Annotated in this window: 25 protein-coding genes; 16 read left to right on the forward strand and 9 right to left on the reverse strand. The window is 53.1% G+C overall.

The window, feature by feature from the left end; all coding sequences use genetic code 11:
* Window positions 1–5 precede the first annotated feature (5 nt).
* Genes M2298_RS16830 through M2298_RS16865 form a run of 8 tightly spaced genes read left to right on the forward strand, consistent with a single transcriptional unit; the run spans window position 6 to window position 8,914 of the window.
* Window positions 6–878, forward strand: coding sequence for a MurR/RpiR family transcriptional regulator (locus tag M2298_RS16830; protein WP_122964038.1), 873 nt, complete (start codon window positions 6–8; stop codon window positions 876–878).
* A gap of 27 nt (window positions 879–905) precedes the next feature.
* A complete protein-coding gene (locus M2298_RS16835) occupies window positions 906–2,516 on the forward strand; it encodes an ABC transporter substrate-binding protein (RefSeq protein ID WP_122964039.1) in 1,611 nt (536 codons plus the stop codon).
* Between the two features lie 18 nt (window positions 2,517–2,534).
* Window positions 2,535–3,455 carry an ABC transporter permease gene (locus M2298_RS16840; protein ID WP_122964040.1) on the forward strand — a complete coding sequence of 307 codons (921 nt, stop codon included), beginning with the start codon at window positions 2,535–2,537 and terminating at the stop codon, window positions 3,453–3,455.
* Window positions 3,456–3,470: 15 nt separating this feature from the next.
* On the forward strand, window positions 3,471–4,325 hold the full coding sequence (locus tag M2298_RS16845; protein WP_122964041.1) for an ABC transporter permease: 855 nt from the start codon (window positions 3,471–3,473) through the stop codon (window positions 4,323–4,325).
* Window positions 4,326–4,339: 14 nt separating this feature from the next.
* The gene (locus M2298_RS16850; protein ID WP_280648762.1) at window positions 4,340–5,323 is read left to right on the forward strand and encodes an ABC transporter ATP-binding protein; all 984 of its coding nucleotides are present in this window, start codon (window positions 4,340–4,342) and stop codon (window positions 5,321–5,323) included.
* The gene (locus M2298_RS16855) at window positions 5,320–6,327 is read left to right on the forward strand and encodes an ABC transporter ATP-binding protein (protein WP_173598195.1); all 1,008 of its coding nucleotides are present in this window, start codon (window positions 5,320–5,322) and stop codon (window positions 6,325–6,327) included. Before M2298_RS16850 ends, M2298_RS16855 begins: the two co-directional genes overlap by 4 nt.
* Entirely contained in the window at window positions 6,308–7,420 is a 1,113-nt protein-coding gene (gene menC / locus M2298_RS16860) for an o-succinylbenzoate synthase (protein WP_173598194.1), read from the forward strand. Before M2298_RS16855 ends, menC begins: the two co-directional genes overlap by 20 nt.
* Window positions 7,421–7,474: 54 nt before the next feature.
* Window positions 7,475–8,914, forward strand: a complete 1,440-nt coding sequence (locus tag M2298_RS16865) for a serine hydrolase (protein WP_280648763.1) — start codon at window positions 7,475–7,477, stop codon at window positions 8,912–8,914.
* A 130-nt stretch (window positions 8,915–9,044) separates the two neighbouring features.
* Here the strand turns inward: M2298_RS16865 and M2298_RS16870 are convergent, their stop codons facing one another.
* Entirely contained in the window at window positions 9,045–10,358 is a 1,314-nt protein-coding gene (locus M2298_RS16870) for an MFS transporter (protein WP_280648764.1), read from the reverse strand.
* Complete coding sequence (locus tag M2298_RS16875) at window positions 10,339–11,070, reverse strand: ArsR/SmtB family transcription factor (protein ID WP_280648765.1); 732 nt, start codon at window positions 11,068–11,070, stop codon at window positions 10,339–10,341. The genes M2298_RS16870 and M2298_RS16875 overlap by 20 nt, the downstream gene beginning before the upstream one ends.
* A 183-nt stretch (window positions 11,071–11,253) precedes the next feature.
* Here M2298_RS16875 and M2298_RS16880 point away from each other — a divergent pair, with 183 nt between their 5' ends.
* Window positions 11,254–12,480, forward strand: a complete 1,227-nt coding sequence (locus M2298_RS16880; RefSeq protein WP_280648766.1) for an MFS transporter — start codon at window positions 11,254–11,256, stop codon at window positions 12,478–12,480.
* 139 nt (window positions 12,481–12,619) lie between these two features.
* Window positions 12,620–13,879: an MFS transporter gene (locus M2298_RS16885; protein WP_122964049.1), complete on the forward strand. Its 1,260-nt coding sequence runs from the start codon at window positions 12,620–12,622 to the stop codon at window positions 13,877–13,879.
* Here M2298_RS16885 and M2298_RS16890 read toward each other — a convergent pair.
* Window positions 13,850–14,629: an SDR family NAD(P)-dependent oxidoreductase gene (locus M2298_RS16890; protein ID WP_280648767.1), complete on the reverse strand. Its 780-nt coding sequence runs from the start codon at window positions 14,627–14,629 to the stop codon at window positions 13,850–13,852. The genes M2298_RS16885 and M2298_RS16890 overlap by 30 nt on opposite strands.
* A 98-nt stretch (window positions 14,630–14,727) precedes the next feature.
* On the opposite strand from M2298_RS16890, the gene M2298_RS16895 reads away from it, so the two are divergent.
* Window positions 14,728–14,946 carry a DUF1540 domain-containing protein gene (locus tag M2298_RS16895; protein WP_063228159.1) on the forward strand — a complete coding sequence of 73 codons (219 nt, stop codon included), beginning with the start codon at window positions 14,728–14,730 and terminating at the stop codon, window positions 14,944–14,946.
* A 60-nt stretch (window positions 14,947–15,006) separates the two neighbouring features.
* Here M2298_RS16895 and M2298_RS16900 read toward each other — a convergent pair whose 3' ends face one another.
* The gene (locus M2298_RS16900) at window positions 15,007–15,597 is read right to left on the reverse strand and encodes a hypothetical protein (protein WP_122964051.1); all 591 of its coding nucleotides are present in this window, start codon (window positions 15,595–15,597) and stop codon (window positions 15,007–15,009) included.
* A gap of 96 nt (window positions 15,598–15,693) precedes the next feature.
* On the opposite strand from M2298_RS16900, the gene M2298_RS16905 reads away from it, so the two are divergent.
* Entirely contained in the window at window positions 15,694–16,275 is a 582-nt protein-coding gene (locus M2298_RS16905) for a DUF456 domain-containing protein (RefSeq protein ID WP_122964052.1), read from the forward strand.
* 85 nt (window positions 16,276–16,360) lie between these two features.
* Here M2298_RS16905 and M2298_RS16910 read toward each other — a convergent pair whose 3' ends face one another.
* Window positions 16,361–16,894: a DUF84 family protein gene (locus tag M2298_RS16910; protein ID WP_280648768.1), complete on the reverse strand. Its 534-nt coding sequence runs from the start codon at window positions 16,892–16,894 to the stop codon at window positions 16,361–16,363.
* Window positions 16,895–17,035: 141 nt separating this feature from the next.
* Here M2298_RS16910 and dapF point away from each other — a divergent pair, with 141 nt between their 5' ends.
* Window positions 17,036–17,896, forward strand: coding sequence for a diaminopimelate epimerase (dapF, locus tag M2298_RS16915; RefSeq protein WP_122964054.1), 861 nt, complete (start codon window positions 17,036–17,038; stop codon window positions 17,894–17,896).
* 60 nt (window positions 17,897–17,956) lie between these two features.
* Here the strand turns inward: dapF and M2298_RS16920 are convergent, their stop codons facing one another.
* Together M2298_RS16920 and M2298_RS16925 are read right to left on the reverse strand one after the other, a co-directional pair.
* Window positions 17,957–18,973 (reverse strand): LysM peptidoglycan-binding domain-containing protein, encoded by a 1,017-nt coding sequence (locus M2298_RS16920; protein ID WP_280648769.1) that lies wholly within the window; start codon window positions 18,971–18,973, stop codon window positions 17,957–17,959.
* A gap of 242 nt (window positions 18,974–19,215) precedes the next feature.
* Entirely contained in the window at window positions 19,216–19,362 is a 147-nt protein-coding gene (locus tag M2298_RS16925; protein ID WP_167470278.1) for a hypothetical protein, read from the reverse strand.
* A gap of 283 nt (window positions 19,363–19,645) precedes the next feature.
* Here M2298_RS16925 and M2298_RS16930 point away from each other — a divergent pair, with 283 nt between their 5' ends.
* From M2298_RS16930 to M2298_RS16940, 3 genes are read left to right on the forward strand one after another with little or no spacing between them, the layout of a single operon-like run.
* Window positions 19,646–20,815, forward strand: coding sequence for a cysteine desulfurase family protein (locus M2298_RS16930; RefSeq protein WP_173598190.1), 1,170 nt, complete (start codon window positions 19,646–19,648; stop codon window positions 20,813–20,815).
* A 30-nt stretch (window positions 20,816–20,845) separates the two neighbouring features.
* Window positions 20,846–22,045 (forward strand): tRNA uracil 4-sulfurtransferase ThiI, encoded by a 1,200-nt coding sequence (gene thiI, locus M2298_RS16935; protein WP_122964057.1) that lies wholly within the window; start codon window positions 20,846–20,848, stop codon window positions 22,043–22,045.
* A 36-nt stretch (window positions 22,046–22,081) separates the two neighbouring features.
* Window positions 22,082–22,858 (forward strand): fumarylacetoacetate hydrolase family protein, encoded by a 777-nt coding sequence (locus M2298_RS16940; RefSeq protein ID WP_122964058.1) that lies wholly within the window; start codon window positions 22,082–22,084, stop codon window positions 22,856–22,858.
* A 109-nt stretch (window positions 22,859–22,967) separates the two neighbouring features.
* Here the strand turns inward: M2298_RS16940 and M2298_RS16945 are convergent, their stop codons facing one another.
* A complete protein-coding gene (locus M2298_RS16945; RefSeq protein WP_063228167.1) occupies window positions 22,968–23,249 on the reverse strand; it encodes a hypothetical protein in 282 nt (93 codons plus the stop codon).
* Window positions 23,250–23,479: 230 nt separating this feature from the next.
* Window positions 23,480–23,681: hypothetical protein (locus tag M2298_RS16950; RefSeq protein ID WP_280648770.1), on the reverse strand; the 202-nt coding region annotated here is incomplete at its 5' end.

The raw sequence follows: 23,681 nt of genomic DNA on the forward strand, positions 1-23,681 counted from the left end.
AGAAGATGGAAAACGTACAGGAGCGCATTCGCAAACATTATCCGGAATTGACAAACCAGCAAAAGTTGGCCGCCAAATACATTCTCGCCGAAACAAAAGTCGTAGCCCAAAAACCAGCAAAGGTGGTCGGGGCGCTGAGCGGCACGAGTGAAACGACAGTCATTCGCCTCTCCTACGCGCTCGGTTACTCCGGGTATAGCGAGTTGCAGCAAGAAATTCGCAGCTCCTTGCTGGATAAAGTGCAAAAAGAAAATGCCATTGACAGCCTGCGGGCAGCAGCGGAAGATTTGCGCGATCAGGACGATCTGATCTCCTTCAACATGGAGCAGGACGTCGCCTACATTCGGCAAACGCTCGGCGGACTGAAAAAGGAACAACTGGAGCAGGCGGTAGCAAGCATCATGGCCGCCAAGCACATTCTCGTCGTCGGCTTCCGCAGCTCGTATGCCCCTGCCAATTGGCTCGCTTTTTCACTGAATGTCGTAAAAGGAAATGCGCACCTGTACAGAGGACCTGTCGACGATGCGAACTATTTGCTGACCCAGATCAATTCGGACTGGTTGGTCATTACCTTGTCCTTTCCCCGCTATGTCAGTGAAACGATTTTGTTCACCAAGGCGGCAAAGGAGAGAGGGGCTGTCGTTTTGGGGATTACCGACGACGAGCTTTCTCCGGTCGGGCCGATTGCCGATCAAGTCTTGAAAGTTCATGCACCTGCTCCTACCGCGCTGAAAGGAATGACCGCGATCTTTTCCATGCTGAGCGTACTGGTCAGCGGTGTGGTACAGGCCGATGGCGAGCAGGTGAAGGAACGGCTGCTAAACTACGAAAACACGAGTCGCCAAATCTATCCCTTCGTGGGGGAAACCGACATGTGACGCTGAGAGAAAAAAGGGGATGAGGGTATGAAAAAAAGCTGGTGGAAAACAGGGCCACTAAGCGTACTGCTGGCAACGGCAGTCATCGCAGGCTGTTCATCGCAGACAGCCAACCAGACGACGCAGCCGAAAACCGATGAGGCGGGCAAGACGAGCAACACGCTCGTTGTCTCATCGCTGATTGACCCGGACACGCTCGATCTGCACAAAACAACCTGGCTCGGCAACGAGAACGGCCTTTTGTACGAACCGCTGCTGAGCCGGGACACTTCGGGAAAAATCATCCCCGGCCTTGCGGAAAAATACGAGATTTCGCCGGACGGCAAAACGTGGACGTTCACCATACGCAAAAATATCCGCTTCCACACCGGCAATCCTGTGACGGCAGCCGCTGTGAAGGAGTCGTTTGACCGGATGCTGGAAATCTCCCCTGTCAAAGGGATCGTCGGGCCGATCGAAAAAGTGGAGGCAACAGACGAGCAGACGCTGAAAGTTCATTTCAGCAAGCCATTTTCTCCTTTTATCAACGTCGTCATTAGCGGAATGGTTTCTCCTGTAGACACGAAGGCGGCAAAAGAGCTGGGCGACGGTTTTGGCGACAAGCCATCGGGAACGGGGCCGATCCAGTTTGAGAAGCGGGAGCGGGGCGCATCGCTTCTGTTCAAGAAAAATCCCGAGTACAACTGGGGGCCGGAGTACGTCGCAAACAAAGGCCCGCTTCATATCGACAACGTTTTGTTCCGCTTTTTGAAAGACGACGATACGCGCATGATGGAGTTCAAAAAAGGGACGATTCACGTGCTGCACGATGTTCCGGCAAACTCTGTCGCTGAATTGCAGTCATTGCCTGGCGTCGACATTCAGAAAACGATGGACATCGGCATCAAGTACATCGCTTTTAACAACAAGCATCCACTGTTCAGTGACGTTCGCCTGCGCAAGGCGGTAGCTCTCTCCGTCGACCGCGATCCGCTGGTACAAGTAGCGTTGAACGGTTTCGGCAAACCGATATACGGACCGTTGGCACCGACGATTTTCGGCTACAGCGAGGCGATCGAGAACAAGGCGAAGCAAATGTACACCCGCAATGTAGCGGAGTCCAAGCAGTTGCTGGCAGATGCCGGATGGACGGACACCAACAACGACGGCATCGTGGACAAGGACGGCAAACCGTTGTCGGTGGAGATTTTGGTGTCACAGCAGCCGGCCTTTACCAGAGCCGCGCAAATTCTCCAAAGCCAGCTGAGAGAAGCGGGAATCGATCTCAAAATTACCGTTCAGGAAATGACGACGATCAAAGACCGGATCAGCAAAAAGTCGTACGACATGGCACTGATGTACTACGGCTGGTACGATGCCGATATTCTGTTTCTCATTTTTGAAAAGAGCAACGCCGAAAGCCGCATGCACTATACGCGGCCCGAGCTGGACGATCTGCTGAACAAAGGGCGGGAAGCTTCCAGCGAAGAGGAACGCATTCGCATTTACGAACAGGCACAGGAAATTTTGCTGAACGATTCGCCATGGGTGCCGCTCTGGGTGAACGAAGTCGTGACGGCAACGAGAGGCATCAAAGGCTTTGGGCTCAATTCCTACACGCAATACTTCATTTTGAATGATGTCACTCTCGATAAATAGAGAAACAGGGGTGATGGTATGCGCCGCTATGTGGTGAAAAGGCTGATTTCTCTATTGGGCACGCTCCTGGGCGTATCTGTCCTGATATTTCTCATGGTGCACCTGATTCCCGGCGATCCTGCGACGCAAATATTGGGACAGTTTGCCACGCCGGAAGCCATCAGCCAGATGCGCACGGCGCTCGGACTGGATCAGCCGCTATGGCAGCAGTATGTCGGCTTTCTGGGCAGACTTTTGACGGGGGATCTGGGTACGTCTCTCTTTACGGGAGAGAGTGTGTGGGAGCAGATTGTCACGCGCTTCCCGATCACGTTGCAGCTTGCTATTTTCAGTGTTTTGATTGCCGCAATATTCGGTATTTTACTCGGGACGATTGCCGCTGTGAAACAAAATACGCTGGTGGACAGATTCGTCGTCCTGCTCTCGCTGGTCGGGATTTCCGCGCCAGGCTTCTGGATCGCCCTGTTCCTGATCTGGATTTTTGCTTACAAGCTCGCGCTGTTTCCGATTTCCGGCTATGAGGGCGTTCATTCCTTGCTGCTGCCAGCCATCACTTTGGGCATGGCGGAAGCGGGGATGATCGCCCGAATGACCCGGGCAAGCATGCTGGAAGTGATCAAACAGGACTACATGCGGACAGCCGAAGCAAAAGGGGCTTCGCTCGTTTCACTCATTTTCAGCCACGGCTTGCCCAATGCAATTATCCCGGTCGTGACGATGATCGGCTTGCAATTTGGCTCGCTGATGGCAGGCGCTGTAGTCGTGGAGACGGTATTTTCCTTGCAAGGCATCGGCAGCCTGGCGATTGAAGCGATCAGCAAGCGAGACATGCCGACGGTGCAAGGGATGGTATTTTTCATGGCGCTGATTTTTGCACTGACCAACTTGATCGTGGATCTGATTTACAGCCGGATTGATCCGCGCATCCACTTCGATTAGGGGAGGAGCAGGATTATCGTGAATAACAGTCGTCACATGTCTTACTGGTCAGGGATCAGAAAGCGATTGCAGCGCAATAAAACAGCTATGGCCGGAGCGATCATCCTGCTTGTTTTTACACTCGGCTCGCTGCTCGCTCCCGTGATCGCCCCGCATCCCGTCGAACAGATGAACTTTGATCAACGCCTGGCTGCTCCCAGTTCTACCCATCTCTTGGGAACGGACGATTTTGGCAGGGACATTTTTTCCCGCTTGTTGCATGGCGGTCGCATCTCGCTTTTGATGGGGTTGATAACGGTAGTGTTGTCGACCACGATTGGGGTCACGCTCGGAATTATTGCCGGATATTACAGGCGTCTTGATTTGTTTATCATGCAGGGGATGGATATTCTCATGTCGCTGCCCGCCTTGCTTTTGGCGATCGCAGTCATTGCCGTGCTCGGGCCAGGATTGGCCAATGCGATGATTGCCGTCGTGATCGCGGTCATCCCGTCCTACGTGCGGGTCGTGCGTTCCGCGGTGTTGTCCATTCGGGAAAAAGAGTACATCGAAGCCGTCCGCGCTTTGGGCATCCGGGATTGGCAAATTCTTTTGAAGCACATTTTGCCGAACATCATGTCGCCGATCATCGTGTTGTCGACGATCCAGTTTGGCGTCAGTATTTTGGCTGCTGCGGCCTTGAGCTTTCTCGGTTTGGGCGCACAGCCGCCGATGCCTGAATGGGGGGCGATGGTTTTTGTCGGCAAGTCGTTTTTGAGTCAGGCTTGGTGGATGTCGATTTTCCCTGGAATGGCGATCATGCTGGTGGTTCTGGGCTTCAATCTGCTTGGGGATGGATTGCGCGACGCTCTGGACCCGAAAACGAGGTAAGGGAGGATGGACAGATGAAAGACTCTCTCTTGGAAGTCGATGACTTGCGGGTGCAGTTTCGCACGGAAAACGGTGTGCTGCCCGCCTTGCAAGGCATTTCTTTTCAGATCAAAAAAGGCGAGACAGTAGCCTTGGTAGGAGAATCCGGCTGCGGAAAAAGCGTCACCTCGCTTGCGATCATGGGGCTGTTGGCCAGCTCGTCTGCGCAAATGAAAGGGAACATCCGCTTTCGGAACAAGGAGCTTGGTCAGCTTGGGCCAAAGGAGATGCGAGAGATCAGGGGCAAAGAGATCGCCATGATTTTTCAGGAGCCGATGACTTCCCTCAATCCGGTGCACACGATCGGCAGGCAATTGGAGGAAGTGTATCGGTTGCACACCGATTTGCCGAAAAAACAACGGCAGAACAAGGCAATCGAGATGCTGAAAAAGGTCGGAGTTCCGCGTGCCGAGGAAATTATGCGGGAATATCCGCACCAGTTGTCGGGGGGCATGAAGCAGCGGGTGATGATTGCCATGGCGATGGCCTGCAACCCGCATTTGCTGATCGCGGATGAACCGACGACAGCGCTGGACGTGACGATCCAGGCGCAAATTTTGGAGCTGATGAACGACTTGAAGGAAAAGGCCGACACGTCACTGCTCCTGATTACACACGATCTCGGCATCGTCGCGGAGATGGCGAACCGCGTCCTGGTCATGTACTACGGAGAGATTGTGGAGGAAGCAGATGTCGCCAGTCTGTTCTCGCAGCCGCTTCATCCGTATACCGCCGGACTTTTGCGCTGTATCCCGGACTTGGATGAAGCAGAGAAAAGACGCCTCGACCCGATCGAAGGCAGCGTCCCTTTGCTCGGAGAAGTGACGCAAGGGTGTGCGTTCCGCTTTCGCTGTCCTTTGGCAGAAGAACGCTGTCATCTGGCAAAACCGCCGCTGTCAGGCAAAGGAACGCAAGCCGTCCGCTGCTGGCTGTACGCGAAAGAGGAGATGGCGGTATGAGCGAAGTTTTGTTGTCCGTAAACGATTTGAAGACGTATTTTCCGATCAAGAAAGGACTGTTCGGTCAGAGCGGCGAAGTGGTCAAGGCAGTCGATGGAGTTTCCTTCCAGTTGAAAAAAGGCGAGACGCTGGGGCTGGTCGGGGAAAGCGGCTGCGGCAAATCGACGACAGGCAGAAGCATCATGCGCTTGATTGAGCCAACAGGCGGGACGATTCATTTTGAGGATCAAGAAATAACCGCCATGCCAGAGAGTCGGTTTCGCGCGTTTCGCAAAAAAATGCAAATCGTGTTTCAGGACCCGTACGCTTCCTTGAATCCGCGCATGACCGTGCAGGGGGCTTTGGAGGAAGCGCTGGGGGTAAAGGAGCCGAAAATGTCGTCTGCCGAGCGCAGGGAGCAGGTGAAGGAACTCCTGCAACTGGTCGGGCTGAATCCGCAGTTCGCTGCCCGTTATCCGCACGAGTTCAGCGGCGGGCAACGGCAACGAATCGGGATTGCCCGGGCTTTGGCGGTGCAGCCTTCGCTGGTCGTTGCCGATGAGCCTGTGTCGGCCTTGGATGTCTCCATTCAGGCGCAAATTGTCAATCTGCTGCAAGATTTGCAGGAACGGCTTGGACTTGGCTACTTGTTTATTTCCCACGACCTGGGAGTGGTTCGGCATATCAGTGACAGAATCGCCGTCATGTATCTCGGACGAATTGTGGAGATCGCCGACAAGAAAGATTTGTTTGCGGGCCCGCTTCATCCGTATACACAGGCATTGATGTCGGCTGTGCCGAAAGCCAATCCGTTTCGCCGCAAAGAAAGGATTGTACTGACGGGCGATGTGCCCAGTCCTTCGCGGGTTCCGGCAGGATGCTCTTTTCACACCCGCTGTCCGCACAGCACGGAAGTTTGCCGTACGATTCGTCCCGTTCCCAGCCAGGTACAGCCCCGTCATTTTGTCGCATGCCACCTATATGAAACAGAAGGGATGAAGATCATTGAAAATCGAGCGCATTGAGTTGCAGCAACTCCATATTCCACTTCGCTTCCGTTTTGAAACGAGCTTTGGCTATACGCTTGTCAAAGAGTTGATTCTGGTCAGCGTCTACGGTGAGGGCGAGGTTGGCTACGCGGAAAGCGTGGCGATGCCTGATCCTTACTATAATGAAGAAACGACCGAGACTGCCTGGCACATGATGGAGCGTTTTCTCATCCCCAAGCTGTTTGCCAACCCGATCGAGACGCCGGAAGACGTAGATCGGCTGTTTGCCCCCGTTCGCCGCAACTACATGGCTAAATCAGCGTTGGAAGGCGCGATTTGGGATTTGTACAGCAAGCAAAAAGGGATTTCTTTGGCCAGGGCGCTCGGCGGCGACAAAGCGGTGATCGACGTGGGCATCAGCATCGGAATTGAGCCGACGGTGGATCAAGTGTTGGCGAAAGTGGAACGGCACTTGGCGGAAGGCTACAAAAAAATCAAGGTAAAGATCAAGCCGGGCTTCGATGTGGAGCTGATTCGCGCGATCCGCAAGCAGTTCGGTGACGATGTGCCGCTGATGGCCGACGCCAATTCCGCTTACACGATGGAGCACGTCGATATTATGAAGGAGCTGGATCACTACGGATTGATGATGATCGAACAGCCGTTGGCTCACGATGACATCATCGACCATGCCAAGCTGCAGCGGGAGCTGTCCACGCCGATTTGTCTGGACGAGAGCATTCATAGTGTGGAAGATGCGCGAAAAGCAATCGAGTTGGGCAGCTGCGGCATTATCAATATTAAAGTCGGTCGCGTGGGCGGTTTGACCGAGTCGAAGCGGATTCACGATTTGTGCCAGGCACACGGCATTCCGGTCTGGTGCGGGGGAATGATCGAGTCCGGAGTGGGCCGCGCTCACAATATCGCCATTACGACTCTGCCGAACTTCACAATTCCGGGCGATACAGCGGCATCGAGCCGTTACTGGGAAGAAGACATCGTGGAGAACGGGGTAGAACTGATTGCTCCAGGGCAATTGGCGGTACCGGAAGGACCTGGCATCGGCTATGCACTGAACAAGCGAGCGGTCGGGAACTACGTCCTGCGTTCGCAAAATTTCCGGCCGTAGCTAGGCTTGCTTCACGATTTTTCTAAATAAAGGGAAAAAAGGGGAGAAGTAAAGATGGCGATGTGGGTGGAATCGTTTGAGGAGTATGCGCAAAAGTTGCTTTCCCAGGCAAAAATTACAGGTGCGGCAGTTGGTTTGGCCAAGCAAGGACAGATGGACTACTTCCGCGGCTTCGGGCTTGCGGACGATACAGAAGACGCGCTGGAGCTGACGCCGGACACGGTATTTGGCATCGGCTCTGTCACGAAATCGTTTACTTGCGTTGCCATCATGCAGCTTCAGGAGCAAGGCAAGCTGCATGTCCACGATCCGGTTCGCAAATACATCCCTGAGCTGTCCACACCAAACGAAGACTATACTCGCGCGATGACGATTCATCATCTGATGACCCACACCGCAGGCTTTCCTCCATTGGATTCACTCGTGGGAGCGATGAAAAGCAGCATGCTCGAAGACACGGCCAACCGCACGTTCAGCTCCGGGTTGCAATGGGACCTGGACAAAGCGGAAGCGATCGAGACTTACGACGAGTTGCTTGCCTACATGGCAAAGCTCGAATATGAGCTGCTCGGCGCTCCTGGCGAACATTTCAGCTACTCCAACGACAGCTACGCCTTGCTCGGAATTATTGTCGGGCGGGTGAGCGGAATCGCGTACGAACAATTTGTCCGCGAGCACATTCTGGAGCCTGCCGGCATGACGAACAGCGCTTTTCTCATCGAGGAGCTGCCAGCAGATGCGCAGGTGGCAACTCTTTTCACCCGCAAAAGTCCTGAGGAAGGCGGGGCGGTGTTTCGCTCGCCAGCTTGGTGGGACGCTCCGGCCATGCGTTCGGGAGGCTTTTTGAAATCGACCATTCGCGATTTGTTGCGCTACACGGAGTTGTTCCGCACGGGTGGTCTGGTAGGCGACAAGCGGTTGCTTTCGGCGGACAGTGTCAAGGACATGACAACTCCTTACGCTCCGCTCACTCCTTTTCAAGGCTACGGGTACGGGCTGATGATCGGCAAAGATTGCCACGGCGGTACACTCATCGAGCATGGCGGGGCGATCAAAGGGGTCAGCGCGCAAATTTTTACGATTCCGGAAAGCGACACGACAGGGGCGATTCTCATGAACGTGGACGGCGGGCCTGCCACTGACCTGATGCATGGCTTGTTGAACGAGTATCGCGGCCAACCTGCTGCAACTCCTCCGTTCCCTTACGCAGACTACGAACTGCCTGTCGAGCGACTGGCTACGTATGTCGGGGAGTATCGTTCCTCGGAAGGGGCCAACGTAACCGTCGAGATCGAAGAAAACGGTTTGGTGCTCAAAGCGATGGGTGGCAAGCTTCCGCTGCGGGCGGTAGGAGAGGACGGCTTCGTGTTCAAACGGGGCGAGACAGATTCGTACATCCGGTTTTTTCGGGATGAAGCGGGCGAGATCAGCCGGATGGGCTTCGGTTTCCGGCAGTTGCCCAAAGTGTCGGTAGGAAAAGAGCAGACCGTGTAAAGACCAAACACGCGTCCTTGACAAGCATGGAAGTTGCTTGCCAGGGGCGCGTGATTTTTTCCGGTGCTGGCACTGTACTGCTATGATCTTACGGTCTATGCCGCTATGCCACTAAGCGCGAACGTTCCCCCTATGTAGACGAGGCATGGGAATGAATCGCTTCTCCCGCAGCGGAGCGCTGCCAGTCAGGGTGCTGCTCCATGTTGCGGAAGGTGCGGAACAAAAGCAGGCAAAGCGATGACAGGCTGAAAATGATTCCGCCAGCGAGCAGAAGAACGCCGGAAGTGGCCGTTTTCGAGGCCAAAAGGAACGAGCAGAGAGCGTAGCTGACCGGACCGAAGCCAAGCGACATCAGGGAGAGCAGCGACATGACGCGGCCGAGCATGGCAGAAGGGACGATAGTCTGGATGTAAGTGATGATCGGGATGTTCGTCATGCTGAGCATCATGCCGATGCAGAACATCGGGAGCAATCCGAACAAAAGCTGCTGCATGAAAAAGAGCGAGCTCATCGCGACCCCCATGCCGCCGAGGAAAAAGGGGAGCAGAATAAATTTTCCGCGAAAGCCTTTGCACAGTCCGGTCAAAATCCCTCCGACGATCGTGCCGACGCCAAGCGAGGTGCTAAGCGTGCTGTACGCGCTTCCATCCCAGCCGAGGTCTTTGACGTGCAGCGGTATCCCCATGTTGATCGGCCCGGAAAACATCATGTTGATCACGAGCGAGGTGACGAGCAGCATGGTCAGGATCGGAATCCCGTATGTAAAGCGAATCCCGCCCCATATATCCTGAAAATACGATCCTGCGCCAGAAGACGGCGAAGCGGTTGCGCGAGTCTCGTCGCGTGAGGAAGCATGCAGGCGCAAAGCGAGCAAAACCAGTGCCCCTGTGAAAAAGGCGAGCGCCAATATGACGAACATGAGCGAATAGTTGTGGGTGCGGATCAACAGCGCGGAGACGACAGGACCGCCGACCATGCTGATCTGCTGGGAAATTTCCATCATGCTGTTGGCAGGAGCGAGTTGTTCCCGAGAGACAAGGGAGGGCAGGATCGAGCTGCGAGCCGGCCAGAAGAAAGCGTCGACAGTGCCGAAAAGGGCGGCGATCCCGTAGATGAGCAGGAACAGCCATTCCAGCGACTCGCCTTGGAGAACCAGCCCAAAACCGAGCAGGATGATGCAGCGAGCCAAAAGCGAAGCGAACATGATCCACTTCCGATTCCAGCGATCTGCGGCCACTCCCCCCGCAAGCATGAACAGCAGGCGGGGAATCGACATGCAAATAAGCGCGGTTCCGAGCATCGTTTCCGATCCCGTCTGATCGACGATAAACCAGGACAACAGCAAAAAGAATGCGCCATCGGCCATGGCCGACAAGATCGTCGCACACCAGAGCAAAAGAAACGAGCGATTTTTCCACAAGGCATTAGTTGGAATCGTCGTCATCCTGTTTCGCCTCCTGCTTCTTTTTGACCACGAATTTGCTCGATATATGCTTGTAGTCGCTCGGCAAGTGCTCGTAGTTATCCGGCAAAGATTCGTCTTCCGATACGTAAATGCGTTCGTCTGTCATAAAGCCGACTGTTACGATATAAAAGTTTTCCGCTGTGTCCTCCGCTTCTCCGGCGGCGATTCGCTGCAAGTGGCGTGCTTCCATATCGCCCAGCTCGTCAATCAGGGCATGGTATTTGTCAAGCCACTGCTGGATTTCGTGACGCGGAGCTTTTATTTCTGCGTTGAAAGCGATGGCAGGGGCGCGTTTGCTTTTGTCCGCGAATTGCATGAACGATTCGTCGGGAGCGTTGTACAGGCGGGTGAGGCTTGAGCGCAAATGGTTGACCATCGCTTCCTGGAGCAGCATGCTGTTTTCGCTGAGGGAAGGGAGCAGTTCTTCACTGACTTTGAAATCGTAGGCGACCGCCCGGTAAAATTTTTGCACAATCCCGTTTTTCTCTTCGGTACGGACGACCTGGACAAAGCCCTGGCTTTCCAATTCCTTGAGATGATAGTGCACCTTGGAAGCAGAGAGGGAGAGCAAGGTAGCGAGCTGCTTGCCCGTATACGCTTCCTTTACAAGCAAGGTGATGATTTCCATCCGCAAAGCATCGCTGACGACTTTCAGTTGATCCAAAGTTTCGATGACTAAAAAACGTTTCATGGCGCACCTGCCTCATTTTAATAATCATGAACGTAATGAAATATAAAAACGTTCAATTTATTTTGAACGTATAATAACTTAAAGCCCGACTCTTTGACAAGAACAATTTGCCGCTATTTTCAGGCAAGTGCTACAATGGGGAGAAAGTTGACTGGGTAAGCTTTTTGGAAAGGATGCGCGATGATGACCTTGCTACAGCACCCGATTTTTCGCCGTCTGTATGCGGCCCATATTGTTCATATTATAGGGAATGAGTTTACGTTTATTGCGGTTGTAGGGCTTTTGCACGATTTGAGCGGTTCCGGTTTGTCCTTTGCCGCAGGCACGGTATTTCGGATGGTGCCGTATGTACTGACAAGCCTGTTTTCCGGAGCGCTGGTGGAGAACTGGGACAAACGCAGAGTCATGCTGATCGTCAACCTGCTTAGGGGGATTCTTGTCAGTCTGTTTTTCTTGATCACGTCTGTGACTTATTTGTGGATCGCTTTTTTGCTGTTGATTCTCGTCAATATTTGCAGCGCCTTTTTTCAGCCTGCGATGCAGGTAGCCATCGTCAGCTCTGTTGAAGAACGGGACCGGCTGGCAGCCAACTCGCTTTTGCAAGGGACGACTTCGTTTTTGATTATTGTTTGCCAGGGAATCGCCGCTGTACTCGTTTATCTTTTTTCCTATCGCTACAACTTTTTGCTTGATGCCGCCTGTTATTTGCTGTCCCTGTTTATTCTGCTGCGGCTTCCTCCGATCGCTGAAGCTGTGGTGCACAAGGCAGGCACGCATTTTTTCGCTCGGCTACAGGAAGGCTTTCGCTATATCGGCGGCAACAGAAGAATCGGGCAGGTTATTTTGTACCAGATGGCAGAGAGGGCCTGCGCCGCTTATTACATCATGCTGATGTTTTACGTGCTTCAGGAGCGGGGCGAAGGGCTGTACGTATTCGGTTTGCTCGACATTCCGCTGGGGCTGGGCGGCGTGTTCGCCGGAATCGCCGCTGGCCGACTGGCGGAGCGATTGAATGAACAGGGCATATCTCGTTTCCAGGGCTGGGCGCTGATCGCGATGGGACTGTCGATTGTCGCGGTGTTTCATATCAAGCCGTTGCTTGGGCTTGCTGTCGCCATCCTGTTTTGTTCATTCGCGTCGTTCAGTTCTTCGATTTTGTCCGTTACCAAGCTGCAAAAGCTGGCGGACCCTGCCTTTTTGGCCCGTGTTTTCTCGATCAGGGAAATGGCGACGATGGGAGCCTTTTCAGCAAGCTGTCTCGTACTCGGCTTTTGCGCAGAACAGGTCGGGAGCGCTGCTGTCTCGGTGTGGCTTGGCTTGTTCGGTGTTGTAGCAGGTGTCATTTGGCTCTGGAGCCGCAAACAATTGCATCGTCTGGAGGAGCAGGAATCGTCGGTTCATCCGGAATGAGTTTCCCCTTTGCCCTTTCCCGAATAGGCAGAGGGCTTTTTTATGATTTTCTTGCTTTTTCATTTAATAAACATAAATATTGAAAAAGTATGAAAATATGTATACAATGAATGGAAACAGAGATAAAGGAAGATGCAGGATGAAAGAATTATGGAGACAGCGCGGATTTCGCTGGTATTGGCTCGGCATGTTTTTATCGGGATTGGGTGACCAGTTCGGCTGGATGGGGCTTACCTGGTTTGTGATGAACAAGACCGGATCTCCCGCTGCGATGGGGGGAGTTGTCCTGGCGTACATGCTGCCAGCCGTATTTGCGGGTTTGGTCGCGGGGGTATTGCTGGATCGGTTTGATCGCCGCAAGTTGATTATGGTGGACAATATAGCCCGCGGGGTGATTTTTATCGCTCTGGTGGCTTTGCTGCAGGTCGACCACGTTCCGCTTTTCGTGATTTACATATTGATCGTCATTGCCGGAACGCTGTCTCCGCTCAGTACAGCGGGTGCCCAGACGCTGTTGCCGAGGCTGGTGGCGGATAAAAATCATCTGGTCAAAGCGAATGGCGTCATGGAGAGTCAATGGCAAATCATTTACATGTTCGGCCCGGCGCTGGCTGGGGTGCTGATCGGATTGATTGGGGAAGCTTACGTACTGCTGATTGATGCCGCCAGCTTTTTTGTTTGCGCCCTCTGTTTCTCGCGCCTGCCAAAAGAACTGACGAAAAGCGCAAACCCCGGCGTTCCGCAAAACATGCAGGCGGGCAAGTTTTTGCGCTCGCTGTTGGTCGATATGCAAACAGGCTACCGCTACTTGTTCGGAAACAAGCAAATGGTCGCTCTCGTGTTCTTCACGTTTTTGTTCAATATGTCTTACGGGCCGATTGAGGTGGCGTTGCCGCTTTATGCCAATCAAAACTTGGAGGGTGGCTCGATTGCGCTGGGGATGCTCTGGTCGTCGCTTGCCATCGGAGCGCTGCTCGGGTCGTTGTTCTTCTCGACGATTACGTGGAAATTCCCGCTCGGGGGCACGCTTGCGGGAATCATGGTCTTGTGGGGGCTGACCACAATGCCGCTCGCTTTCTTTTCCAGGCTGGAGGTGGCGATGGTCGCGATGGCTTTGGCAGGCTTCAGTTATTCTCCTTACAACATCATGTACAGAAGTTATTTGCAAAGGCAGGTCCCGGATGCTTTGCTGGGAAGAGTGATGACGAGCATCCGGACGGTTACGGGAACGGGAATGCCGGCTGGGGCGGCAGTCTCGGGAGTGTTGATTCCTTTTCTCGGGGTACAAGGATTGTTCGGGGCAGGGGCGGTCATGTGCGTGGTGTGCGGCTTGTTCGCCTTCGGAATGCTGCGGGACCTCAAAAATCAGTCACTTGCGATTGAGGAGCGGGGAAACTAGCTGTTTCAAACGTTGCGGCAGCAGGCTGTAAAGCACGGATAGCATCTTCAGGCGAAAAGGCATGGCTACTTCCGGACGCTTTTTCTCTACCGCCTTGTAAATCAGGCGGGCCGTGTCATCGGCAGAGAGCAAGTAACGGGCTACTTTGCTGCGATACGCTCCTGTCCGGTCCGCTTTTTCCAAAAAAGGCGTATCGATCGGGCCGGGAAGGGCACAGGTCACATGGACGCCGCTTCCTGCAAGCTCATGCTGCAAGCCTTCGCTGAACCGGATCACGGCGGCTTTGCTCGCGGCGTATACGGATGCTTTGGCGGTAGCGACCTGACCTGCGAGCGAGGCGACGTTGACGATATGTCCCTGCTGATGATCGAGCATCATCGGCAAAAAAGCGCGAGTGGTGTACATGACGCCGGCAATGTTCGTTCGCAACGTCTCTTCCAGTTCGTCGATCGTCATGTCGACGAGCGGCTCGAACACAGCGACGCCCGCATTGTTGTACAAAAGGTCGCACGCTCCGAAGCGCACATGCACCCAGGCAGCAAAGCGCCGGACGTCCTCGTTGTTTCCGACGTGGAGCGCATAGGAAAACAATCGCTCCCGATTGGCGGAAGAAATGGACAGCGACTCATGATTTACGGGTTTACGCGATGCTGCGATGACCAGATCGCCTTTTTCCAGATGCAAGCGGGTCAGCGCCTGACCTAGACCGCCAGACGCTCCGGTGATGACGACTACGCGGGGTGTATGCATGGCTCCCCCTCTTTTCTGTATCGTTTGTGGTTGTTTGTTTTTCACAAGTATATCCCTTAGACGAATGGTGAAGGATAGCCTCTAGGAGGTGAATCCAAATGCCACAAGTAAAATGCAGCGTAGCAAACTGTGAGTATTGGGCGCAAGGCAATATTTGCAGCGCCGACGAAATCATGGTGGAGATCGACGCCCACGCGAACGCCAACCTGAAGGAAGAGTTTGCGGGTGAGTATGGTCAAAATGACCATAAAGATCAAGCAACCACTTCGTCTGAAACCTGTTGTCTGACGTTCAAGCCGAAGAAATCGGCAAAGTAAGGCTTGGACGTCCAAAAAGACGTATCCCGACAAGGAGATACGTCTTTTTGCTGCATACACTTAGACACGGGCTTGTCCAAGCGACAATGTCTTGATTTTGTGGTCGACTTCCTCCCAGGAGGTCACGCGGTGCACAAGCTCAGGGAGGCGGGCCTGATTGTACGGTGTATCGAACAAAAACACGGGAATTTGCAAGGCTTCCGACAGTTGCAGGGCATTTTCCAGCCGATCTTCCAGGAACAGATCCACGCCCCACTTTTGGGCAGCGGCAAGCTTGTCGTGGGAGCCGACCAAATCCACTTCATGGTAAGGGATTTGATAACGGGCAAACCAGTTCAGCGTCACATCGTGATGGTGCGCTTCCCTGGCGCTGATGTAAATCAGCTTGTGTAACGGATACCAGTTGCGCAACACCTGATCGGCAATGCCGTGAACAGGCGCTTCGTCGTACAGGCGTTCACCATTTTGGGCGAGCCAGTTGTCAAACTCCTCGTCTGTAATCTGATACACGTTGGCCAAATTGTACTCCAGACAGTCTTCATATCGTAAATCTCTGCCAAAGCTTTCATTCATCAACGGCACAATACTGCTGGGTGAAGTGACCGTTCCGTCAATATCAATGCCAATGGTTAGGAACTTCTCTGGTTTCATCCTCTCGCCTCCAGTTTAAATTGTACACCGCAGGCAGACAATAAGGCTACTTCCTTCACTAACAAATCCTTTACCAAAAAAGGGGCTGAGCATGGTATGTTGGATCGACACGAACGCATGAATGCGAAGCGGAAGGAAGATACCGGCTTTTCCGACACGGTAGATCAGCACGACAGGGAATTTGCAGTAGACACCTGGACCCAGGCCGCTTTCGACGAAGATGAGGAACGCTCAAGGCGAAGGATTCACTACGATCCTCACTCTTTGACAGAGCGTTATTCCGGCGAAGAGGACAGGGTGGAGAACGACTTTTCGGAGCGATTGGATGGCGTTGTACTGACGAGGGAAGACCGCGCGCCGGTCACCGTGAGAAGAGACGACGACATCGAGGCAGCGGCGGAAATCGCCGAGCCGATTCCTTCGCGTCGTTCTGTGCGTGAGATCAGCGATGACGAAGATAGCCGGGAAAGCGGAGCCAGCGGTATCGGCATGACAGGTCTGGGGCTATCGATCCTGTCCCTGTTCCTGATGCCGTATCTCGTGGCGCCAATCGGGATGGTGCTTGGCTATTTGGCGTATCGACGCGATTCGAGAACGCTGGGGGCGTGGGCGATGATTGTAGGTGCGATCTCCATTTTGGGAGCTTTGGTCATCTACCCGTACTACACGGCCCGGTAGTAACCAGCAGCAGACCGCAAAAAGCAAAAAGCCTCCTTCGCGCTGCAACAGCCGAAGAGGCTTTTTGTTTTGACGTCGCCCTCGATCAGCTTGTGTAAAAACGGGATTGATACGGTGTGATCGCAGCGATGACGGCTTCGCAAAAAACATCGGAGCGGTTGAGGCGGTCGTTGGTCAAAAGCGCGTAAGCTCCGCCGCGATGGTTGCTTCCGCTCGTTTGGCCCCACTCGTCCATAATCACGCTCAGTTCCGTCTTTTCTGCCACAATGCGCTCAATCGCCTGTTTGGGCATGGGAAAAGCCAGACCTTTGCCCAAAAACAGCTGCTTTCCGTCCCAGGCTGCGCACACCGAGATCAAATACCATTGTCCGGTAAACGCTTCGTCATACATCAGGCCGCCTTCCAGACCAAGCCCGATTTGCGCCTCCGGAGCAAGGGCGAGAGCCGCTTTTGCCCGATTGATGGCTCCGGTAATCGTTTCTTGTTCGCTCATGGGCTGGGCAGGCACTCCCGAAGGAACGGAGAGACAAATCGGGTCGATGCCCGTGGCTTTTTGTACGGCCAGCCGCTTTGCTTCGTTTTTCGTGCCGAGCACATAGCGTAATGTTTCGTTGTTCATTGGATCAAATGTCACCTCGACAGTTAGCGGTTGCTCTTGATTACTGGTAGTATACCACTTCCCCCAAACGGAAGTTGTTGTGTTAAGATAAGTCCATATATAAAGAGAGTCAGAAATTACAGAGAAAACGGGGAGTGGCAGATGAAATTTACCAAATTGCATGGCTTGGGCAACGACTATGTGTACGTCAACTGTTTCGAGGAAACGTTGGCGGGAGTGGATCTTCCCGAACTGGCAAGACGGGTAAGCGATCGCAACTTCGGCATTGGCGGAGACGGCCTGATTTTGATTCTTCCGTCAGAGCGCGCTGATTTTCGCATGCGCGTATTCAACAACGACGGAAGCGAGGCAAAAAACTGCGGCAACGGCCTGCGCTGTGTGAGCAAATACGTGTACGATCACGGCTTGACTGCGCAAACCACGTTTACGGTAGAAACATGGGGCGGGATGATGAAGCCGGTTGTCTCTGTCGGGGCTGACGGCAAAGTGGAGCAAGTTACGATTGATATGGGAGAGCCGCGTTTTGAACGCTCGGCGATTCCGATGACAGGCATACCGGAAGAGCAGGCGCACGAAGAGGTGCTGGAAGTGGACGGGGCTGTGTTTACGATGACGGCTGTATCCATGGGCAATCCGCACGCGATTATTTTCATGGACGAAGTGCGCGACGAAGATGTGCGCACGTACGGACCGAAGATCGAGTTCCACGAATGGTTCCCGGAACGCACCAACGTTGAATTTATCCAAATATTGAATCGGGAAGAGATCTTGTTCCGCGTCTGGGAGCGGGGATCTGGCGTGACCCTCGCGTGCGGAACCGGAGCTTGTGCAGCGGCCGTCGCAGCGGCGCTCGCTGGCAAGGTCGACAGAGCGGTTACCGTGCATTTGGCAGGAGGAGACCTGTTTATCGATTGGCGGGAAGAAGACAATCGCGTCTACATGACAGGGCCAGCCACAGAAGTGTTCCAAGGTGTGTACAGCGGGCCTATTCCTTATAAATAAGCAAACAGGAAAAAGCCGTTCCAGTCATGACGATGGAACGGCTTTTCGCCTGTCAGTTGCCTATTTTCCTGCCGCAATCCGAATCGCGGCTTGGTGGTCGGGGTCAATCAGGTTGTCTTTGTGGCGCAGGCTGCCAGGGAAGTGAATATCAAAATGCCCGTCAAATGCATTGTCCGTTATATACTCGATGCTGTGCGGCATGGAGGACATGGAGGCGGCTAGACGACGACCATCGACTTCCACGATGACAGGCCGGATGCTCCAGGAAAAATTGCCGCCCCAAATGCTTTTGATGGTAGCACTGTCCGCTGAAGTCAACGGTTCCGTGTCAGAATGGGAAGCGCCGATCGTGCGTTTGACCATGAAGCTTTTGCCCGTAGCAAAATCGGTCACTTTTGCAGTCGCATTGATCGGGAACAAATACTGGGCCGCTTCAAACCAGTCCAGATACTCACCGTACTTGGCTCCTGCTGTCTCGGTTTTTGGAATGTGGTGCACAGGAACAGTTACGATTTGACCGATCTGCAAGTAATCGGATTCGCTCAGCTTGTTGGCTTGCAAAAACTCGGTAAACGGGATGCCGTGGGCAATCGAAATCGTCCAAGGCGTATCTCCTTTGGCAACCTGATAGTGAGTGTTCTCTACCCAAGGCTTGTCCGGCTCAGGCTTGGGGGCGGGCGCAGGCGCAGGTGTCTCGGCGGCCGGCTCTTGCTTGGGGATCAGCAGCTTTTGCCCGATGAGAATTTCCGTCGTTTGCAGTTTGTTTGTATTCACAATAGTTTGAATGCTTACGCCGTGGTTGTAGGCGATTTTCCACAGGACGTCGCCTGCTTTGACCGTATAAACGGTGGAACGCGGGGGTATGTACAGCGTTTGTCCGACCATGATCATGTCCGATTGCAACTGGTTAGCCAGTTTGAGCTGTTCGACCGTGATCTGGTTTTTGTACGCGATATTGCCGAGTGTGTCTCCAGGGACGACCTGAATCGTTTGGGCAAAGGCGGATGTAGCAGGGAGCAAGCCAGCAACCAGAGTAGCTTGCAGGGCGAGACGTTTCCAGCGCGTTGTTTTGAACATGAAAGCCTCCTCAATGCCGTAGCGTGGTGTGGTGGTTCATCTTGATTGTACGCAGTGGAAACCGTTGCTTTCATCAGGTAAATCTACCCTCGATTGGTCGCCTCTCCCAGCAGAGGTGAAAACTCCTCCTTTTCCAAATGAAAAATTAACCGAAAATTGTGCTTATAGACATAAAAATAGCGTGGAAGCGGCCAAATCGTCTTGCCCGCACCCACGCTATCGCAAATAAAATAAGCGAAAAGTCACCCGTTGTACACCTCATTTAGATATGCGACATCATTTTGGTCGTATTGAGGGGTACTTTTGTTCATTTTGGCCAGTTCAGCCTGCAATCTTTTCAGTTCTGCTTCCATCTTGTTGATTTTTTCTTGCATCGCTTGTGTTGTCATCGCTGCTCTCTCCTTGTTCCCGTGTAGGTATCTTTTTTCTAAATTTATTGACAATTCTAACGAAAGCCTATCGCATTGTAAATAGCTTAAATTTGGATGTAAGCGCTTTAGTTGTGAAAAGAATGTGAACGCTTGCTCAGGCTTGGCTAAAAACGACTGGTTGCCTGCAAAAAGCAGGGGAAAATAATCAGGAAGTACACTAGGGTAGTATGTTCCACATGGACAGTCGTGTTATGATGAAGGGTAGACTTAGGGCAGCTCGCCCTCAGGAAGGTGTGGACTGGTGATTTACTTAGACAACAGTGCGACAACCCGGCCTCATCCAGGGGTCATTGAGACAGTAAAACGGGCGATGGAGAACTATTATGGAAATCCGTCCTCTTTGCATCAAAAAGGGGTGGAAGCCGAAAACGTACTCAAGCAGGCGCGGAAGGTTGCTGCACAGTACCTGGGCTGCAAAGAAGGGGAAATCATTTTTACCTCCGGAGGCACAGAAAGCAATAATACGGCAATCAAGGGCATTGCCTTTCAATATCAGAACAGAGGGAAGCATATTGTTACCACACAAGTCGAGCATCCGGCTGTCTACGATGTGTGCAAGCAGCTGGAGGGGATCGGGTTTGCCGTGACTTATCTGCCTGTGGATCGCGAAGGGCGCGTGTCTGTCGAGGATGTAAAGCGTGCGCTCCGTCCGGACACGATTCTCGTGTCTGTCATGCATGTGAACAACGAACTGGGGACGATTCAGCCCGTGGAAGAAATCGGACAGTGGCTAAAGCAGTATCCGAAGGTGTTGTTCCATGTGGATGCCGTCCAGGGGATCGGCAAAGTGCCGCTGTCTCTGCACGACTCCGGCATCGATCTGTTGAGTGTGTCCGCCCACAAGTTCTATGGCCCGCGGGGAGTGGGCATCCTGTATAAACGCGAAGGATTGATTATCCACCCGTTGATGATGGGCGGCGGACAAGAAGCTGGGGTGCGCTCGGGAACGGAAAACCTTCCGGCGATCGCTGGCATGGCCAAAGCCATTCGGGTTTTGGAGGAGCTGGGCAAGGACGAAGCCGGGAGACTGCAAAGCCTGAACCAACGGCTGCGCGAAGGCATTGAGCGAATCGAGGGCTGTATCGTCAACACGCCGCAGCAAGGGGCAGCTCCGCACATTATGAACTTGTCCGTACCGGGAGTAAAAGCGGAAGTGTTGCTGCACGCTTTGGAAGAGAGAGGCTTTCTCGTCTCGACCAAGTCAGCCTGCTCGTCTAAAGCGAATGAGCCAAGCAGGGTGTTGACGGCTGTCGGAATTGAACGGGATTGTGCCCTGTCATCTTTGCGCATCAGCCTGGGCAGGGAAAATACGCGTGAGGAGATCGAGCAGTTCCTGACCGCGCTGGAAGCGTGCGTAGAAACCTTGCGCTCGTTTATCAAGCCGCAAACGGTCCCGGATCGCAGAAAATAAGAGAAGAGAACCAATTCAAAGGAGATTATCATGAACTACGATGTTATTTTGATTCGCTACGGCGAGCTTGCTCTTAAAGGCAAAAACCGCGATCAGTTTGAAGAAGCGCTGGTCAGAAGTGTGAAAAGCGTGCTGCGCTCCTTTTTCAAAGTAAAGGTGAGACGCAACTACGGGCGCATGTATGTCGAGCTGCATGGCGAGGATGCGTATGCGGTCATGGAACGGTTGAAGCGCGTTTTCGGCATCTCTTCCTTTAGTCCGACTGTTCAAGTGGACCCGGATATCGAGACGATCAAGGAAAAAGCGCTGGAAATGGTCCGTCAATTGCAGCCGGAACCGCGCACGTTCCGCGTGGTCACTCGTCGTGCGGACAAGCGCTACCCGATTCCTTCCATGGAAGTGAACCGAATCGTCGGCACCCACATTTTGCGGGCGCTGCCTGCGATCAAAGTAGATGTGCACGAGCCTGAAACGATCGTCAATGTGGAAATTCGCGCAGAAGGCACGTATTTAAGCTGCGAAACGATTCCGGGGCCAGGCGGCTTGCCAGTAGGCGTGAGCGGAAAAGTGCTGCTGCTTTTGTCGGGGGGAATCGACAGCCCTGTAGCTGGCTGGATGATGCTGAAGCGCGGAGTTACGCTGGAAGCGATCCACTTCCACAGCTATCCGTTCACCAGCGAGCGCGCTTTGCAAAAGGTGCGTGACTTGGCCCAAAAACTGACCAAGTGGGGCGGAACCGTCAAGCTGCACGTTGTTCCTTTTACCGAGATTCAAACCGCGATCCGCGAAAAGTGTCCGGAAGATTATTTGATCACGATCATGCGCCGCTTCATGATGCGCATTTCCGAGCGTGTGGCGGAAAACACGAAAGCAAAGGCTCTGGCGACAGGCGAAAGTCTCGGACAGGTAGCTTCGCAAACATTGGAGAGCATGGACACGATCAACAAGGTGATTTCCATTCCCATGCTTCGTCCGCTCATCGGGATGGACAAGGTCGACATTACCGATCTCTCGCGTAAAATCGATACGTATGAGCTGTCCATTTTGCCGTATGAAGACTGCTGCACGGTGTTTACCCCGAAAAATCCGGTAACCAGACCGAAACCGTATCTGGCTGCCAAATTTGAAGAAGTGCTGGATGTGGACGCTCTAGTGGAAAAGGCAGTAGCAGGCACTGTCATCGAAGAAATCACAACCAAGCCGAAAGAAACGACGACGGATTTGTTTTAGCCGATAGAGAAAAATGCGTGACGGGGGAGAAGAGTCATGATTATCCGCTATGAGCGAAACGGCAAAGTCAAGCATGGGTGGATGGTAGCAGAAGATCAGAAGGTCCGGGTGATCGAAGGGGATATTTATAAAATCCAAACAGCCAAACCGATCATGACGGGACTGGAGCTGCCGCTGGACGAAATCAGCCTGAAAGCGCCGTGCGATCCGAGCAAAGTGGTGTGCATCGGCTTGAATTATCGCGACCACGCGGCAGAGATGGGGATTGATCTGCCAAAAGAGCCGTTGATGTTCCTGAAGCCTTCGTCTGCTGTCGTGGGTCCGGGCGAGCCGATTGTTTATCCGAAGCTGACCGAAAATCTGCATTACGAAGGCGAACTGGCCATTGTCATCAAAAAGGAAGCAAAAAAGGTGAAGGCTGCCGATGCGGATGAGTACATCCTCGGTTTTACGTGCGCCATTGATGTGACTGCCCGCGATTTGCAATGGAGCGACGGGCAGTGGACACGCGCCAAAGGCTTTGATACGTTTTGCCCGCTCGGACCTGCGATTGCCGCCAAGCTTGATTATTCAAACTTGCGGATCGTAACCCGGGTGAACGGCGAAGTGCGCCAGGATGCCAGCACAGAGCAGCTGATTTTTACCATCCCTCAACTGGTGGAGGCGGTATCGGCTGTCATGACTCTTCGTCCGGGAGATGTTATTTTGACAGGAACCCCTTCTGGAGTAGGCGAACTGAAAGTCGGAGACGAAATCTCGGTTACTATTGAAGGAATTGGAACGTTGACAACGCATGTCGTTGGCGAGGAATAAGATTGCCTGCCGAAAAGGTGAAGCCCCTCTTTCTTTTATGGAAAAGAGGGGCTTGTTTAGTTGCTTTGTGATAGAGGGGCGTCCATGTCGTTTGGCTGGAGCGAGGCGTTTATTCTTTTTCGTTCGGATCGTCGTGGATGGGATGAGCCGATGGGTCCTGACGAGGCAAATCTTGATGCATCTCTCTTGTCTCATAAGTAAAGCGGGTGGTCGTCGAATGCTGTCCAGGTTCCCAGCCAGTTGCTTTTCCGAGGCGCGCTTCATTGGTGGAAGCACCGTACGGACCTTCCGGAAATTCCTCCTGAAGAATTTCGTTGCGCTGTGATTCGACCGTGGATAATTCACTGTAGTGCTCGTGGGTGTGTTCTACACTTGTTGGTTTCGGAGTCATTTTCGCACCACCTTTTGTCATTGCGTTCTGTGTGAAGACAGCTATGCGGGGGCGTCAGCCGTTACACGTATAGTGTGAAATAAAAAGGAATGTACTATTCGATTTTTAGTTGACGGCTCGTTTGTTTTTATGTATATTTAAATTCTGCTATTGAGAAGTCAATTCGATTGAAAAAACACTTTAAAAAAAGTGAAAGAAACGGTTGACTTTATAAAGGCTAATTTGTTATATTAGATCTTGTCGCTACTGAGTGAAGCGAAATGGTGAAAAAAACCTCTTGCATCACGATGGGCGATGTGGTAAGATGGAGAAGTCGCCTTCGGGCGGTGAGCGAAACAAATGCTCTTTGAAAACTGAACAGCGAAAGCGTTGATGAGTCTATCATTAAATGATTTGCCAGCTTTGAACCAGTAACAAACTTTATTGGAGAGT

The sequence above is a fragment of the Brevibacillus sp. 1238 genome (genome assembly GCF_029892995.1).
GTDB lineage: Bacteria > Bacillota > Bacilli > Brevibacillales > Brevibacillaceae > Brevibacillus > Brevibacillus parabrevis.